10 protein-coding genes and 3 rRNA genes are annotated in these 15,141 nt (G+C 67.0%); 3 read left to right on the top strand and 10 right to left on the bottom strand.

The genetic code is table 11. From position 1 onward, the window contains the following. Positions 1-86: 86 nt before the first annotated feature. From KZI27_RS08330 to KZI27_RS08300, 7 genes are all read right to left on the bottom strand, one after another. Positions 87-1,217: an ROK family transcriptional regulator gene (locus KZI27_RS08330; RefSeq protein ID WP_222660536.1), complete on the bottom strand. Its 1,131-nt coding sequence runs from the start codon at positions 1,215-1,217 to the stop codon at positions 87-89. A 97-nt stretch (positions 1,218-1,314) separates the two neighbouring features. Then, positions 1,315-1,431 (bottom strand): 5S ribosomal RNA (rrf, locus tag KZI27_RS08325). A gap of 136 nt (positions 1,432-1,567) precedes the next feature. Beyond that, positions 1,568-4,696 (bottom strand): 23S ribosomal RNA (locus tag KZI27_RS08320). A 452-nt stretch (positions 4,697-5,148) separates the two neighbouring features. Next, positions 5,149-6,670: ribosomal RNA gene (locus KZI27_RS08315) — 16S ribosomal RNA — on the bottom strand. The 16S, 23S and 5S rRNA genes sit together here, the layout of an rRNA operon. 418 nt (positions 6,671-7,088) lie before the next feature. Next, positions 7,089-8,321 (bottom strand): 23S rRNA (adenine(2503)-C(2))-methyltransferase RlmN, encoded by a 1,233-nt coding sequence (gene rlmN, locus KZI27_RS08310; protein WP_123314398.1) that lies wholly within the window; start codon positions 8,319-8,321, stop codon positions 7,089-7,091. 90 nt (positions 8,322-8,411) lie between these two features. Continuing rightward, on the bottom strand, positions 8,412-9,377 hold the full coding sequence (locus KZI27_RS08305) for a C40 family peptidase (RefSeq protein ID WP_222660534.1): 966 nt from the start codon (positions 9,375-9,377) through the stop codon (positions 8,412-8,414). 171 nt (positions 9,378-9,548) lie between these two features. Then, positions 9,549-10,295 (bottom strand): pyridoxamine 5'-phosphate oxidase family protein, encoded by a 747-nt coding sequence (locus tag KZI27_RS08300; protein WP_222660532.1) that lies wholly within the window; start codon positions 10,293-10,295, stop codon positions 9,549-9,551. A gap of 22 nt (positions 10,296-10,317) precedes the next feature. On the opposite strand from KZI27_RS08300, the gene KZI27_RS08295 reads away from it, so the two are divergent. Further along, positions 10,318-11,811 carry a PLP-dependent aminotransferase family protein gene (locus KZI27_RS08295; protein WP_222660530.1) on the top strand — a complete coding sequence of 498 codons (1,494 nt, stop codon included), beginning with the start codon at positions 10,318-10,320 and terminating at the stop codon, positions 11,809-11,811. A gap of 45 nt (positions 11,812-11,856) precedes the next feature. On the opposite strand, the gene KZI27_RS08290 is transcribed toward KZI27_RS08295, so the two are convergent. The 3 genes from KZI27_RS08290 to KZI27_RS08280 all read right to left on the bottom strand — a co-directional run bounded on the left by KZI27_RS08290 (position 11,857) and on the right by KZI27_RS08280 (position 13,558). Next, positions 11,857-12,372 carry a hypothetical protein gene (locus KZI27_RS08290; protein WP_222660529.1) on the bottom strand — a complete coding sequence of 172 codons (516 nt, stop codon included), beginning with the start codon at positions 12,370-12,372 and terminating at the stop codon, positions 11,857-11,859. Between the two features lie 98 nt (positions 12,373-12,470). Continuing rightward, entirely contained in the window at positions 12,471-13,346 is an 876-nt protein-coding gene (locus tag KZI27_RS08285; RefSeq protein ID WP_222660527.1) for an alpha/beta fold hydrolase, read from the bottom strand. A gap of 44 nt (positions 13,347-13,390) precedes the next feature. Next, the gene (locus KZI27_RS08280) at positions 13,391-13,558 is read right to left on the bottom strand and encodes a hypothetical protein (RefSeq protein WP_185021522.1); all 168 of its coding nucleotides are present in this window, start codon (positions 13,556-13,558) and stop codon (positions 13,391-13,393) included. A 152-nt stretch (positions 13,559-13,710) separates the two neighbouring features. Here KZI27_RS08280 and KZI27_RS08275 point away from each other — a divergent pair, with 152 nt between their 5' ends. Together KZI27_RS08275 and KZI27_RS08270 are read left to right on the top strand one after the other, a co-directional pair. After that, positions 13,711-14,061 (top strand): GntR family transcriptional regulator, encoded by a 351-nt coding sequence (locus KZI27_RS08275; RefSeq protein ID WP_222660525.1) that lies wholly within the window; start codon positions 13,711-13,713, stop codon positions 14,059-14,061. Beyond that, positions 14,058-15,029, top strand: a complete 972-nt coding sequence (locus tag KZI27_RS08270; RefSeq protein WP_222660523.1) for a DUF1648 domain-containing protein — start codon at positions 14,058-14,060, stop codon at positions 15,027-15,029. The genes KZI27_RS08275 and KZI27_RS08270 overlap by 4 nt, the downstream gene beginning before the upstream one ends. The last annotated feature ends 112 nt before the right edge of the window (positions 15,030-15,141 follow it).

Raw genomic sequence — 15,141 nt, 5'->3', positions numbered from 1 at the left:
TCCTTCGATGGGTGGACCGCACCAGCCTCCCGTCTCCGGCGGCGTTTGTCAACGTGTGTAACTAAGGCGCCAGGAGTCGTGCCGCGTCAGGTCTCGAGCAGCTGCCGGATCGCGACGACCGCACCCGCACGCGCCCACTCCGAGAACTCGAACGGCTGCACCTCGACGGTCACCGGCTGCCGGTACGGAGCCAGGGCCGCCCGGAGTGCCTCGTCGACCGTCGACCGTGCCAGGTCGTACACGGGCAGTCCGTCCCCGGTCAGGACGATGGCGGCGGGATCGGCGATGTGGACGGCCGTCGCCAGCACCACCCCGAGCGCTCGGCCGGCGTCCTCGAACGCGGCCACGGCCCGCTCGTCGCCGGTGCGCGCGAGCTCGACGACCTGCTCGTACGTCGAGCCCTCCCGCCCGGCGTTGCGGACGATCACCGGACTCGGCAGGAAGCTCGAGGCGCACCCCGCGTGCCCGATGCCGCAGTCGGGTCCCCCACCGAGGACCGGCAGGTGCCCGATCCGGCCGAGTCGCCCGTGTTCACCGGTGGACACCTGCCCGTTCACGATGAGCCCGAGACCGAGCCCCTCGCCGACGGTGACCAGGGCCATCGAGTCACGGCCGGCACCGGCACCGAACCAGTGCTCCTTGACGGTCAGGGCGTGGACGTCGTTCGCCGTGAAGGCGGCCAGCCCGGTGCGCTCCCGGACCATCCGCGCGAACGGGACGTCGGTCCACCCGAGGAACGGCGACGACGCCACGACGGCCTCTCCACCGCGGACGAGCACGTCACCCGGCAGGGAGACCCCGACGGCACAGATCGCGGGGTGTGCGGCCCGGAGGCGCTCGTGCACCGCGCTGACCTGGTCGGCCAGGGCTTCCGGAACCGTGGACGCGACGGCTTCCTCGTGCAGGGCGAGCACGCGGCCGCCCAGGTCGGTCACGGCGGCGTACAGGCGCTCACGCGTCAGCTTCACACCGAGGAACTCCCACTGCCCCGAGCTCGACTGCAGCAGCTCCGACGGCCGGCCGGTCGCGCCCCGCACACCGGTGCCGACCTCGACGACGAGCCGGTGTGCCACGAGGATGCGCATCGCCCGGGTCAGGCTCGCCCGCGACAGTCCGAGCGACCGAGCGATCTCGGCGCGGGAAAGCGTGCCGTGGATGAGGATCTCCCGCAGTGCCAAGCGGGAACCCTCGGGCAGTGCCGGCCAGGCTTCGGTCATCGTTCCTCCGTCGTCGGCTGATCCTACGGCCTGCCCGGAAACGCAGAAAACCCCTGACCAGTGCTGGTCAGGGGTTCCCTGGTGTTACTACGGTTAAGTCCGGCGGCGTCCTACTCTCCCACAAGGTCCCCCTTGCAGTACCATCGGCGCTGAGAGGCTTAGCTTCCGGGTTCGGAATGTGACCGGGCGTTTCCCTCTCGCTATGACCACCGGAACACTGTCGACCATGATCTGGTCTCAAACATGTCCCAGCTGTCGCTGAGCTATTTATTCAGTTTGATTCCCGATCGTCTGTCGGGAACCACAAAGTGGACGCGAGCCCCGCACACGAAGGTGCGGGAAATCAGTGTGTTATCAAGTCTTCGGCTTATTAGTACCGGTCAGCTCCACGGGTCGTTAGTCCCCGCTTCCACATCCGGCCTATCAACCCAGTAGTCTGCTGGGAGCCTCTCACACTCAAGGTGCATGGAAATCTCATCTCGAAGACGGCTTCCCGCTTAGATGCTTTCAGCGGTTATCCGGTCCGAACGTAGCTAATCAGCGGTGCCCTTGGCAGAACAACTGACACACCAGAGGTTCGTCCATCCCGGTCCTCTCGTACTAGGGATAGATCTTCTCAAATTTCCAACGCGCGCAGCGGATAGGGACCGAACTGTCTCACGACGTTCTAAACCCAGCTCGCGTACCGCTTTAATGGGCGAACAGCCCAACCCTTGGGACCTACTCCAGCCCCAGGATGCGACGAGCCGACATCGAGGTGCCAAACCATGCCGTCGATATGGACTCTTGGGCAAGATCAGCCTGTTATCCCCGAGGTACCTTTTATCCGTTGAGCGACAGCGCTTCCACAAGCCACTGCCGGATCACTAGTCCCGACTTTCGTCCCTGCTCGACCTGTCAGTCTCACAGTCAAGCTCCCTTGTGCACTTACACTCGCCACCTGATTGCCAACCAGGTTGAGGGAACCTTTGGGCGCCTCCGTTACTCTTTGGGAGGCAACCGCCCCAGTTAAACTACCCATCAGGCACTGTCCATGAACCCGATCAGGGTCCTACGTTAGACATCCAGAGTGACCAGAGTGGTATTTCAACAATGACTCCACGAACACTAGCGTGCCCGCTTCACAGTCTCCCACCTATCCTACACAAGCCACACCGAACACCAATACCAAACTGTAGTAAAGGTCACGGGGTCTTTCCGTCCTGCTGCGCGTAACGAGCATCTTTACTCGTAGTGCAATTTCGCCGAGTTCGCGGTTGAGACAGCTGGGAAGTCGTTACGCCATTCGTGCAGGTCGGAACTTACCCGACAAGGAATTTCGCTACCTTAGGATGGTTATAGTTACCACCGCCGTTTACTGGGGCTTAAATTCAGAGCTTCGCCCAAAGGCTAACCCTTCCTCTTAACCTTCCAGCACCGGGCAGGCGTCAGTCCGTATACATCGTCTTGCGACTTCGCACGGACCTGTGTTTTTAGTAAACAGTCGCTTCCCACTGGTCTCTGCGGCCTTCAACGCTCACGGAGCTAAGTCCGGTCACGTGTCCGGCCCCCCTTCTCCCGAAGTTACGGGGGCATTTTGCCGAGTTCCTTAACCACGATTCTCTCGATCTCCTTGGTATTCTCTACCTGACCACCTGAGTCGGTTTCGGGTACGGGCGGCTGCAACCTCGCGTCGATGCTTTTCTCGGCAGCATAGGATCACTGATTTCCCCTTACGGGTACGCTTCGGATCTCAGGCACACAGACGACGGATTTGCCTATCGTCAGCCCTACATCCTTACACCAGGTTCACCTTACGGATACCATCGCCTGGCTCAGCTACCTTCCTGCGTCACACCTGTTCATACGCTAACCGCACCAGCATGGGGTCGAGCGTTAGACCGGCCACCATCACCCCGAAGGGATCCGGTTGAACCGGGTTAGGACTCTTAGCACCACTGGATTAGCTTGGGCGGTTGTTCGCCGGTACGGGAATATCAACCCGTTGTCCATCGACTACGCCTGTCGGCCTCGCCTTAGGTCCCGACTTACCCAGGGCGGATTAACCTGGCCCTGGAACCCTTGGTCTTTCGGAGGACGGGTTTCTCACCCGTCTTTCGCTACTCATGCCTGCATTCTCACTCGTGTAGCGTCCACGGCTGGATCACTCCGCCGCTTCACTCGCCACACGACGCTCTCCTACCACTCCGCACGACTGAACCACGAAGGCTTGTCAATGTGCGAAATCTACAACTTCGGTGGTGTGCTTGAGCCCCGTTACATTGTCGGCGCGGAATCACTTGACCAGTGAGCTATTACGCACTCTTTCAAGGGTGGCTGCTTCTAAGCCAACCTCCTGGTTGTCTATGCAACTCCACATCCTTTCCCACTTAGCACACGCTTAGGGACCTTAGTTGGTAGTCTGGGTTGTTTCCCTCTCGACGATGAAGCTTATCCCCCACCGTCTCACTGCTGCGCTCTCACTCACCGGCATTCGGAGTTTGGCTGACGTCAGTAACCTGTTGAGGCCCATCGGCCATCCAGTAGCTCTACCTCCGGCGAGAAACACGCAACGCTGCACCTAAATGCATTTCGGAGAGAACCAGCTATCACGAAGTTTGATTGGCCTTTCACCCCTATCCACAGCTCATCCCCTCCATTTTCAACTGAAGTGGGTTCGGTCCTCCACGACGTCTTACCGTCGCTTCAACCTGGCCATGGATAGATCACTTCGCTTCGGGTCTAGAACATGCGACTCAAACGCCCTATTCAGACTCGCTTTCGCTACGGCTGCCCCACACGGGTTAACCTCGCCACATATCACTAACTCGCAGGCTCATTCTTCAAAAGGCACGCCGTCACCCCTACAAAGGAGGCTCCGACGGTTTGTAAGCAAACGGTTTCAGGTACTATTTCACTCCCCTCCCGGGGTACTTTTCACCTTTCCCTCACGGTACTTGTCCGCTATCGGTCATCTGGGAGTATTTAGGCTTATCAGGTGGTCCTGACAGATTCACACGGGATTTCTCGGGCCCCGTGCTACTTGGGATACACATCCGGCCATAACACCATTTCGTCTACGGGGCTGGCACCCACTACGGCCCGGCTTTCAAACCGGTTCGACTATGATGCGCTGTAACCGCCCCAGTCCGGCAGAACTGAGCGACGTGTCCCACAACCCCGACCATGCAACGCCCGCCGGCTATCACACATGATCGGTTTAGCCTCATCCGCTTTCGCTCGCCACTACTCACGGAATCACATGTTGTTTTCTCTTCCTGTGGGTACTGAGATGTTTCACTTCCCCACGTTCCCTCTACCCGCCCTATATATTCAGGCGGGAGTCACCAGGTCACAAAAGCGCCCAGCGGGGTTTCCCCATTCGGAAATCCTCGGATCAGGGCTCGATTATCAGCTCCCCGAGGCTTATCGCAGATTTCTACGTCCTTCTTCGGCTCCAGATGCCAAGGCATCCACCGTTTGCTCTTAGAAACTTGACCACAAAGATTAAAATTGCGATCCGTCATCACCCACAACCATCAGCCCGAAGACCTCAGATCGATTGGATGACTCGAATCAAAGATGCTCGCGTCCACTGTGTAGTTCTCAACATACGATCGGCACCACACTCCCCACCATCCAACGACAGTGCTTCATGCGGCCCAACGAAGGACACACCACGGATCACTCCATGCGGCCCAACCCCCAACCCACCTCACAGCAGATCAGGAAGCCTGGTCCCTCAGGACCCAACAACGTGCACCAGCCAACCCGTGCGACACCAACCCGTTCCAACCCCGCAAGCGGAGCGTACTGAGGCCAGCACCATCGGTACCAGCTGCACTGTCAATGTTCCACCCATGAGCTACCCGTCGGACACGTTCGGTCCGAATCAGGCGCCTGGACCATGCATGCCCCGATGAGGGACAACACGAGGCCAGATGCTCCTTAGAAAGGAGGTGATCCAGCCGCACCTTCCGGTACGGCTACCTTGTTACGACTTAGTCCTAATCACCGATCCCACCTTCGACGGCTCCTTCCACAAGGGTTAGGCCACCGGCTTCGGGTGTTACCGACTTTCATGACTTGACGGGCGGTGTGTACAAGGCCCGGGAACGTATTCACCGCAGCGTTGCTGATCTGCGATTACTAGCGACTCCGACTTCATGAGGTCGAGTTGCAGACCTCAATCCGAACTGAGACCGGCTTTTTGGGATTCGCTCCACCTTACGGTATCGCAGCCCTTTGTACCGGCCATTGTAGCATGCGTGAAGCCCAAGACATAAGGGGCATGATGATTTGACGTCATCCCCACCTTCCTCCGAGTTGACCCCGGCAGTCTCCTATGAGTCCCCGGCATAACCCGCTGGCAACATAGAACGAGGGTTGCGCTCGTTGCGGGACTTAACCCAACATCTCACGACACGAGCTGACGACAACCATGCACCACCTGTACACCGACCACAAGGGGGCGACCATCTCTGGCCGTTTCCGGTGTATGTCAAGCCTTGGTAAGGTTCTTCGCGTTGCATCGAATTAATCCGCATGCTCCGCCGCTTGTGCGGGCCCCCGTCAATTCCTTTGAGTTTTAGCCTTGCGGCCGTACTCCCCAGGCGGGGCGCTTAATGCGTTAGCTACGACACAGAAACCGTGGAAAGGTCCCTACATCTAGCGCCCAACGTTTACGGCATGGACTACCAGGGTATCTAATCCTGTTCGCTCCCCATGCTTTCGCTCCTCAGCGTCAGTTACGGCCCAGAGATCTGCCTTCGCCATCGGTGTTCCTCCTGATATCTGCGCATTCCACCGCTACACCAGGAATTCCAATCTCCCCTACCGCACTCTAGTCTGCCCGTACCCACTGCAAGCCCGAGGTTGAGCCTCGGGATTTCACAGCAGACGCGACAAACCGCCTACGAGCTCTTTACGCCCAATAATTCCGGACAACGCTTGCACCCTACGTATTACCGCGGCTGCTGGCACGTAGTTAGCCGGTGCTTTTTCTGCAGGTACCGTCACTTTCGCTTCTTCCCTACTAAAAGAGGTTTACAACCCGAAGGCCGTCATCCCTCACGCGGCGTTGCTGCATCAGGCTTTCGCCCATTGTGCAATATTCCCCACTGCTGCCTCCCGTAGGAGTCTGGGCCGTGTCTCAGTCCCAGTGTGGCCGGTCACCCTCTCAGGCCGGCTACCCGTCGTCGCCTTGGTGAGCCATTACCTCACCAACAAGCTGATAGGCCGCGAGTCCATCCCCAACCAAAAAATCTTTCCACCACCAGACCATGCGGCCAGTGATCATATCCAGTATTAGACGTCGTTTCCAACGCTTATCCCAGAGTCAGGGGCAGGTTACTCACGTGTTACTCACCCGTTCGCCACTAATCCACCCAGCAAGCTGGGCATCATCGTTCGACTTGCATGTGTTAAGCACGCCGCCAGCGTTCGTCCTGAGCCAGGATCAAACTCTCCGTAAAAAAATACAGACCCAACACCCCAAAAGGTGCCAGACCGAGTTGATTCTGACTGTTGACTGTCTACTGACAATCTTCAATCCAAAAGGAATTGTCTCAAACCCAACCAACCCGAAGGAAGGCCAGGCACGAGGTCAATCAATAAATTGGCATTGACAATGTGCACGCTGTTGAGTTCTCAAGGACCAGACGCACTCCCCCACTCGACACCCGAAGATGCTCCGCCAGAGAGGCTATGAAATCCGCTACCCGGGGAAGAACCGTGGCGGACAAGATCTCCAGGTGAACCCAGGGACCGTCTCAGCCGTTCCGTTCTCCGCCGCCGTGGCAACGAGAGGTAACACTACACAGGCTCCGAGGGCCTCGCCAACCGTTGTCCCTCCCGGGCGTGTCGGCCCGGGAGGCCCCGTCGGCGCGGGGCCTACTCGGCGGCAGCGAGCTGCCCGCAGGCCCCGTCGATCTCCTTGCCGCGGGTGTCGCGCAGGGTCGTCGGGATGCCCGCGGCGTTGAGCCGGCGGACGAACTCGTCCTGCACGTGCACCTCGGACGAGGTCCACACGGAGCCCGGCGTCGGGTTGAGCGGGATCGGGTTGACGTGCACCCAGCCCTTGCCGCGCTTGTTGAGCTTCTCGGCGAGCAGGTCGGCACGCCAGGCGTGGTCGTTCATGTCCTTGATGAGCGCGTACTCGATCGAGACGCGGCGGCCCGTCTTGACGTAGTAGTTGTGCGCGGCGTCGATCGCCTCGTCGGCCTTCCAGCGCGAGTTCACCGGGATGAGCTCGTCGCGGAGTTCGTCGTCCGGGGCGTGCAGCGACAGCGCGAAGGTCACCGGGATGTCCTCCTCCGCCAGCTTGAGGATCGCGGGGACCAGCCCGACGGTCGAGATCGTGATGCCACGGGCGCTCATGCCGAGGCCGTTCGGCTGCGGCGCGACCATCAGGCGGACGGCGTCCATCACCCGCTTGTAGTTGGCGAGCGGCTCCCCCATGCCCATGAACACGATGTTCGTCACGCGCTCAGCGTCGACGCGGTCCTTGCCGCCCTTGCGGGGATCACCACCGAGCTCCCCCGCGGCGATGGCCGCATTGGCCCGGACGATCTGCTCGATGATCTCGGCGGTCGACATGTTCCGGGTCAGACCCGCCTGGCCGGTGGCGCAGAACGGGCAGTTCATGCCGCAGCCGGCCTGCGACGAGACGCAGAGCGTGATGCGACCCGGGTAGCGCATGAGCACCGACTCGACCAGGGCGCCGTCGTGCAGCTTCCACAGGAACTTGATGGTGTCGCCGTTGTCCGTCGCCAGCCGCCGGGTCTCGGTCAGCAGGGGCGGCAGCATCCCGGCGACGAGCTGCTCGCGCTGGGCGGCCGGCAGGTCGGTCATCTTGTCCGGGTCGGACGTGTAGTGCGTGAAGTAGTGGGTCGCGAGCTGCTTCGCCCGGAAGCCCGGCAGGCCGAGTTCCTTGACGCGTGCCTCGCGCTCCGCTGCCGTCAGGTCGGCGAGGTGGACGGGCGGCTTGCCGCGCTTCGGCGACGCGAACTGCAGCAGCGGACGGCCGTCGGTGTCGGTCGCCTGCTTCCAGCCCTCGGTGCGCGGACGCACCTGCGGACGAGCAGACTGCTGCTGTTCGAACGGAGTGCGGGTCTCGGAAGCCATCAGACCAGGATACGGGAGGCCCGTGACACGTCGGTGCCGGACCCTCCGGTGGCCGGGATGGTCACCGTCGACGGCCCCGCCCGCGTCGGGTCAGCTGCCGGCGGGCAGCAGGCGCGCGAAGTGGTGTGCGGCCGAGTACATCGGCACGATGTCGACGACCTCGCCCGGGTGCGGGGCCTGCAGCACGAGTCCCTGGCCGAGGTACAGGCCGACGTGGTCCTCGTCGTCGTACACGACCAGGTCGCCGGGCAGCGCCTCGGACTCGGGGATCGTCGTCGCGGCGGCGTCCTGCGTCGGCACGTAGTGGACGAGCGGGATGCCGACCGCGGCGTACGCGACCATCGTCAGGCCGGAGCAGTCGATGCCCTCGTGGCTCGCGCCGCCCTCGACGTAGGGGTCTCCCATGTACTGCAGGGCGGTCTCGACGATGGTGGCGCGGTCGCCGCCGGCGGACAGCGCCGCCGACAGGGCCGACTGCGCCTGGGCCGTCGTGACGCCGAAGCGCAGGTCGAGCGTCGGGTACGAGACGACGGTGGTCGTGGTGGTCATGCCGTCGGTGGTGACGACCGGGACCTTGACGTCGTGCGCCACGGTGAAGGTCTGCGCGGCCTGCGCGGTCGTCGTGCCCTGCTGCGTCTCCGCCGGGGTCGCCGCGTTCGCCGGCACGGCCAGCGTCAGGCTCGAGGTCACGGCGATCGCGGGTGCGAGCAGGATCGCGGCGCGCTTGGCGTTCGCGGCGCGGCGGATGTGCCGGGGGTCCACGGCGCGCTCGGCACGCAGCACGGCCGTCCGGCTCAGGACGGCGGCACCGGCGACCGAGGCGACGGGTGCCGAGGAGACGGGTGCCGGGCGCGACTGCATCCGGACGGTCCGGGTCGGCTTCGGGTGCTCGACGAAGGTCGCCTGTGCGGCGGCGGGCCCGAGCGCCGAGCGCCGACCACGGGGACGCAGCTGCTGCGGTTCCGGGGACGGCGATGCGGGTGCCACCGCGGTGCGCGGGGTCGCTCGCGAGGGCTGTCGGTCATCGGCTGCTGCAGGCAGGGCGTGGCGTCCCATGGGTCCTTCCGGGTCGGGACCGCTGGGCGATCCGGAAAGTAACGTATTGGTCACGGCCCGGATCGCGGCTGGGCAGTCCCGGAGTGTTCCTGCGGCTCGTCACAGGAACGGGCGATCCTCGCAGGTCGCTCCGATGCGGCGGATCCGCGCCCGGGGCCCGAAGACCCGGCCTCAGACGGACGCGACCCGCATGACGGCGGCGATCCGGGCCTCCCGGTCGGACGACAGGCGGTCGAGGCGAGCCGCCAGCGCCACGACGGACGCGTCGACCGGGGCGTCCCCCGAGATGTCCCCCGGTACCGGCACGCCGGCTCGGACGGCGAGCGGCAGGACGCCGGCCCAGACCGTGTGGTCCTCGCCGTCGTCCGCGGCCTCGCCGTTGCCCTGGAAGCGCACCTTCACGCTCGCGCGGTCGAGGGGCAGCTGCAGGACCTGGGTGGCGCGGACCTCCTTCGGGGTCATCTCGCGGACCTCGTCGCGGCGGCCGGGCATGAGGTGGTCGGCGACCTGCCAGAGTGCCTCGGTGCGGAGCTCGGGCGGCACGACCGTCGCGGCGCCGGCGATCATCGCGCTGCGGTAGTTCGCCGAACTGTCGAAGGTCGAGCGGGCGAACACGAGCCCGTCCAGGTGCGTGACCGTCGCTGCGACCTGCACGCCGGCCACTCCGGCCTCGAGGAAGAGGCCGCCTCCCGTCGAGCCGTGCAGCAGCAGGACCGGGCCGGCCCCGAGGTCGCCGACGCCGCACAGGAAGGGCAGCACGATCGGGTGGCCGCCGCGGACGAACCCGACGTGGGCGACGTGGGCCTCGGCGAGGATCGCGCGGAGGACGGCGGGGTCGTCGGACTGGCGCTCGCGGATGCGACGGACGCGCAGGTCGGGGCCGTCGGAGGGCTCGTACTGGTGGGGCGTGGTGCTCATGCGGGCCACGCTAGGTTCGTCAGTGGTCCAGTACATGGACCAGATCGAGGTGATCGTGGTGGACCAGTCCGGCAAGACCGCGGGGGTCGTGGCGCGCATCCGGCGCATGGTGCACGACGGCACGCTGCACGAGGGCGATCCGCTGCCCTCGACCCGGGCGTTGGCAGCCGAGCTCGGTGTCGCGCGCGGCACGGTCGTCGCCGCGTACGACCAGCTCGACGGCGAGGGCTGGATCCGGACGCGGCACGGTGCCGTGGCGCGGGTGGTCGCGTCGGCCGGCACGGCCACCGCTGCCGTCCCGGTCGTCGCCCGATCCGGGGTCCGGCCGGCGTCGACCGACCCGAGCGCGGCGCCGTCAGCGTCGGTGGCGGCCACCGCGGCCCGGATGGTGGACTGCCGACCCGGGGTCCCCGCCGTCACCGCGATCGCGCAGCGGGACTGGCGCGCGGCCTGGCGGGCGGCGGCCGACGCACCACTGCGGAACGCGGTCGCGGACCCCCTCGGCACTGCGGAGCTCCGAGCGCAGGTCGTCGCGCAGCTCGGCCTGGGTCGCGGGTTCGCCCCGTCGGTCGACCGGGTGCTGCTGACCGCGGGGACGTCCGAGGCGCTGTCGCTCGTCGCCGAGGCACTCCGCGTGCACCTCGGCCGCGCACCCGTGTTCGCGGTCGAGGACCCGGGGTACCGGACCGGTCAGCGTGCCGTGCTCAGTGCGGGCGGTACCGTGGTCGGCATCCCGCTGGACGACGACGGGATGGACCTCGACGCGCTGACGGCCGCCCCGCCGGTGGACGTCGTGCTCGTCACGCCGACGCACCAGTACCCGCTCGGTTCCGTGATGCCGGTGGCACGACGGCAGCGGCTGCTCGCCTGGGCTGCGGCGACGGGCACGCTCGTGGTCGAGGACGACTACGACTCCGAGTTCCGGCACCGCGGCAGCCCCGTGCCCGCCCTCGCGGCGCTCGACACCGAGGGGGTGGTGCTGCACGTCGGCGGGTTCTCGAAGACGCTCGACCCGCGGGTGCGCTGCGCCTACGTCGTGCTGCCGGCGGCGGCTGGTGTGCCGGTCGGCGTCGATCCGGCTCGGCTGATCGACGGTCGCGTCGACGCGGTGCTGGCTGCCCGTCGCGCCCGCGGCGCGGTCGTCGCCGAACCGGTGCAGGTCGCGCTCGCGCACCTGCTCCGGACCGGCGCGCTCCGCCGGCACCTCGGCCGGGTCCGACGCGACTACACGCACCGTCGCGCACGGATCGCGGCTCGGCTCGACGGCGTCGCCGGACTGGAGGCCCGTGCACTGGCCGGTGGACTGCACGCGGTGGTCGTGTGGTCGGGTCCGGCGACCGGACGGGACGTCGCCGCGCGGATGGCCGACGGCGGCGTGCTCGTCTCGACGCTCGAGGAGTACGGGATGGCGCCCGGCAGCACGCCGGCCGGGATCGTGTTGGGGTACGGGGCGGTGACGGTCCCGGAGCTGGACCGGGCGCTGGACGCGCTGGTCGCGGCGGTCGAGCGGGCCTAGACCGTTCGGTGGCGCCGGTGCGAGCGGACCACCGGGCGCCCCCGATCAGCCGCCGTTCTGGGCGGTGGCCACCACGTTCGAACCGGCCTGCTGGCACGCGGTGTTCAGGGTGCGCCCGACGAGTTCCCACTCGGGGCTGTCGTCGAGCGCCGGCCCCGACGCAGGCGCCGGGTGGGCGTCCAGGTACTCGAGTGCGTAGTCGATGGCGTCGTCGAGCCGCTCGTCGCTGCTCGACAGGTGCTCGTAGCCGAAGCGCTCCGCGGCGATGAGCGCCTCGTACTGCGCATCGGACAGGACACCGCGGGAACGACCGTCCGAGGCGTTCAGGGCGATCGTCGACAGCGCGCTCAGCTGCCCGCAGACGGCCGCGGCGCTCCGGTCCTCCTCCATCGGGTCCACCGTGGGGGACGCCGCCGGCACGTCCACCGCTGCGTCCGCTGACCGAGCGCTCGACGAGGTCGGCGCCGGTGCCGACGAGGCGTCGGCCGAGCACGACGTCAGGGAGACGGACGCGAGCAGTGCACCGACGACCAGGGGCAGCGCGAGTCGGAGGGAAGTCATGCCCGCCATCGTGGCAGCGAAGTCGTCACGCCCGCGGCGTCGTGTCGCGATCGAGACCTCGTCGATACCGGATCGTGAGCAAGCGGGCGAGCCGGCGGTCAGGGTCGCTGCAGGTGCGCGCGCACCCGTGCTTGCACGGCTGCGGCGTCGCGGTGGTCCCAGAGCGCGAAGTGCGTGCCGCCCGGCAGCGTGACGAGCTCCGCGCCGGGGATCGTTGCGGCGGCGCGGGTGCTGTCGTCCGGCCGGACCTCGGTGTCGGCGTCGCCGTGCACCAGGAGCGTGGGCGCCCGGAGGGCACCGAGGTCGAGCGACCCCACGGCCGCGAGCTGGCGCACGTCGTTCTCCCGGCCGGTGCGTCTCGGCCCGGAGGCGTTGCCGGTGCGTGCGAGCCCGAGCAGGAACGCACGCCGGTCGGGGTCGGCGAGGACGCCGGCGACGTGGTCGCGGAGGGCCCCGCCGCGCAGGGTGCTCACGCCGGCCACCGCAGCGCGTGCTGCTGCGGCCGGGGCGACGCGCGCTGCGGCCGCTGCCACCCGGGCGCCGAACGCCGTGCCGGTCACGAGTCGTTCGGCCAGGCCGGCAGGTCCGGGGACCCAGCGACCGGACACCCCGGAGGCGACGGCGAGCGCACTGACCCGGTCCGGGTCGCGGACGGCCAGACGGTACGCGGCCGCAGCGCCACCGGACCACGCCAGCACGCCGGCCCGGTCGATGCCGAGGTCGTCGAGGAGCGCGGCGAGCCGGTCGGCCTCGTCGTCGATCGTGGCGTGGTCGCTGTCGAACGGGGTGCCGAGGTACCCGGGTCGCGACACCGTGACCACCCGGAAGTCCTCGGACGGCAGGAAGCCGGCCATCAGCTCGGCGACGTCGATGCCGCCGGGGCTGCCGTGCAGGACGAGCACGGGGACGCCGGTGTCGGAGCCTCGGGTCCCGACCTCGACGCCGTGGGTGACCGCTCGGGCCGAAGGGGGCATGGCCCGACGATACTGCGGGCTCGGGTTCGTCGTCGGCGTGCGGGTCAGCGGCCCTCGGGGCGCGCGGAGCCGCGGGTGCTCACGAGGTCGGCGAGGGACGGCTCGGCCTCGTCGGTCGGCACGGCCCAACCACGGCGGGCGGCCTTGCGGACGAGACGGTAGGTGGTGACCTGGACGGGCTCCACCCCGTCGGCGGATTCGTAGTTCGTCATCGTGCTTCTCCCTGATTCGCGAGTGATTCGCTGCTGCCGAAAGTACCCGGAGGACGTACCCCCGGACAGGGGCATGCGTTCCGTGGCCAATGGTCGGAGAGCGCGGGTCGACACCGCTCGCCGTGGTGGGATTGTTCGCATACAATGCGAACATGTTGATCACCGTCGACCCGACCGCGCGGGCCACGCTCGCCGAGCAGGTCGCGTCGCAGATCCGGTACGCGATCGCTCGCGGCGAGCTCGCGAGCGGGGAGCGCCTGCCGTCGGCGCGCGACCTCGCCGCCGCGGTCGACGTCAACATGCACACGGTGCTGCGCGCCTACGCACAGCTGCAGGACGACGGACTGATCGAGCTGCGGCGGGGTCGCGGAGCCACCGTCCTGCGATCGGGCAACGCCTCGTTCGACCGGCTGCGCACGCTCGTCGACGAGCTGCGCGACCAGGCCGACACGCTCGGGGTCCCGCTCGACGACCTGTTCACGATGATCAAGGGGGCACGATGACGAACCGACCAGCGACGAACCGAACGCTGCGCACGACGACGCGCACGGCGGTGGTGGCACCCGGGCTGGTGGTGTTGCTGGCCCTGGTGACCGCGGCGCTCGTCGCCGCACCGAACCTGCCGGACCGCATGGCCGTGCACTTCGGGGCCGACGGCACCGCGGACGGCTGGAGTTCGCCCTGGCCGGTGTTCTGGATCACGCTCGCGGTGGCCGCCGGTGCGGTGGCCCTGGCGTTCGCGGCGCTGCGGATGCCCGACCGTCGGACCGCCGCCACGCTGGTGCTCGTCGCCAACCTCTTCGCCGGCAGTCTGGGCACCGCCTGGATCGTGCTCGCCGCCACGAACACCGTCGGCGACGGGACGCTGTCCGGCTGGTGGACCGTCCCGTTCCTGGCCGTCAGCGCGGTCATCGCCGCGGTGCCGGTCGTCGCACTCGTCCGGTCGGCCGCCCCGGTGCCCGCACACGACGTCGAACCGCTGCGCGTCTGGTCGGACACGCGGGTGGCGTGGCGCGCCCGCATCGGCAGTCGCTGGTTCGCGGCACTCGGGGCCGTGGTCGTCGGACTCGGCATCGGCACGGGGATCGCGATGGCGCCGGCCGGCGTCGGCACGGCCGTCGGCTCCGGAGCGGCGCTGGTCGTCGCCGGGCTCGCCGTGCTGGTCCTCGCCCGGGTCGAGCTCACCGTGGACCGTCGCGGGATGCGGCTGACCTCCACCTGGATCCGCATCCCCCTCATGCGCGTCCCGCTCGAGCGGATCGAGTCCTGCGGGTGGGAGGACGTGTCGCCCGGACAATGGGGCGGGTGGGGCTACCGGTTCTCCGGCCGCGGGGTCGCCTACGTGGTGCGGTCCGGGCCGGGGCTCGTGGCACGGCTCCGCGGCGGGCAGGCGCGGATGGTGACGGTGCCGGACGCTGCGGGCGGGGCCGCGGCCCTGGGCGCACTGCTCGCCCAGCGCACGCCGGCCTGACGGGGCCGCGCCGGGCCTCCCGGTCGGGGTGGTGATGCCCCGAGTCTCGGGTGAGGCGACAGTCCTCGCGCTGCGGAGCCCGAGAGGTGTCGCTCAGCCCGAGACTCGGGGC

Source organism: Curtobacterium sp. TC1 (assembly GCF_019844075.1).
GTDB lineage: Bacteria > Actinomycetota > Actinomycetes > Actinomycetales > Microbacteriaceae > Curtobacterium.
This window is presented reverse-complemented; position numbering and strand designations above follow the sequence as displayed.

Excerpts from the sequence above, each read along its gene's own strand:
- KZI27_RS08330 (WP_222660536.1), bottom strand. The coding sequence starts at position 1,217 with ATGACCGAAGCCTGGCCGGCACTGCCCGAGGGTTCCCGCTTGGCACTG.
- KZI27_RS08300 (WP_222660532.1), bottom strand. The coding sequence starts at position 10,295 with ATGAGCACCACGCCCCACCAGTACGAGCCCTCCGACGGCCCCGACCTG.
- KZI27_RS08270 (WP_222660523.1), top strand. The coding sequence starts at position 14,058 with ATGACGAACCGACCAGCGACGAACCGAACGCTGCGCACGACGACGCGC.
- KZI27_RS08275 (WP_222660525.1), top strand. The coding sequence starts at position 13,711 with ATGTTGATCACCGTCGACCCGACCGCGCGGGCCACGCTCGCCGAGCAG.
- KZI27_RS08305 (WP_222660534.1), bottom strand. The coding sequence starts at position 9,377 with ATGGGACGCCACGCCCTGCCTGCAGCAGCCGATGACCGACAGCCCTCG.
- KZI27_RS08280 (WP_185021522.1), bottom strand. The coding sequence starts at position 13,558 with ATGACGAACTACGAATCCGCCGACGGGGTGGAGCCCGTCCAGGTCACC.
- KZI27_RS08285 (WP_222660527.1), bottom strand. The coding sequence starts at position 13,346 with ATGCCCCCTTCGGCCCGAGCGGTCACCCACGGCGTCGAGGTCGGGACC.
- rlmN (WP_123314398.1), bottom strand. The coding sequence starts at position 8,321 with ATGGCTTCCGAGACCCGCACTCCGTTCGAACAGCAGCAGTCTGCTCGT.
- KZI27_RS08290 (WP_222660529.1), bottom strand. The coding sequence starts at position 12,372 with ATGACTTCCCTCCGACTCGCGCTGCCCCTGGTCGTCGGTGCACTGCTC.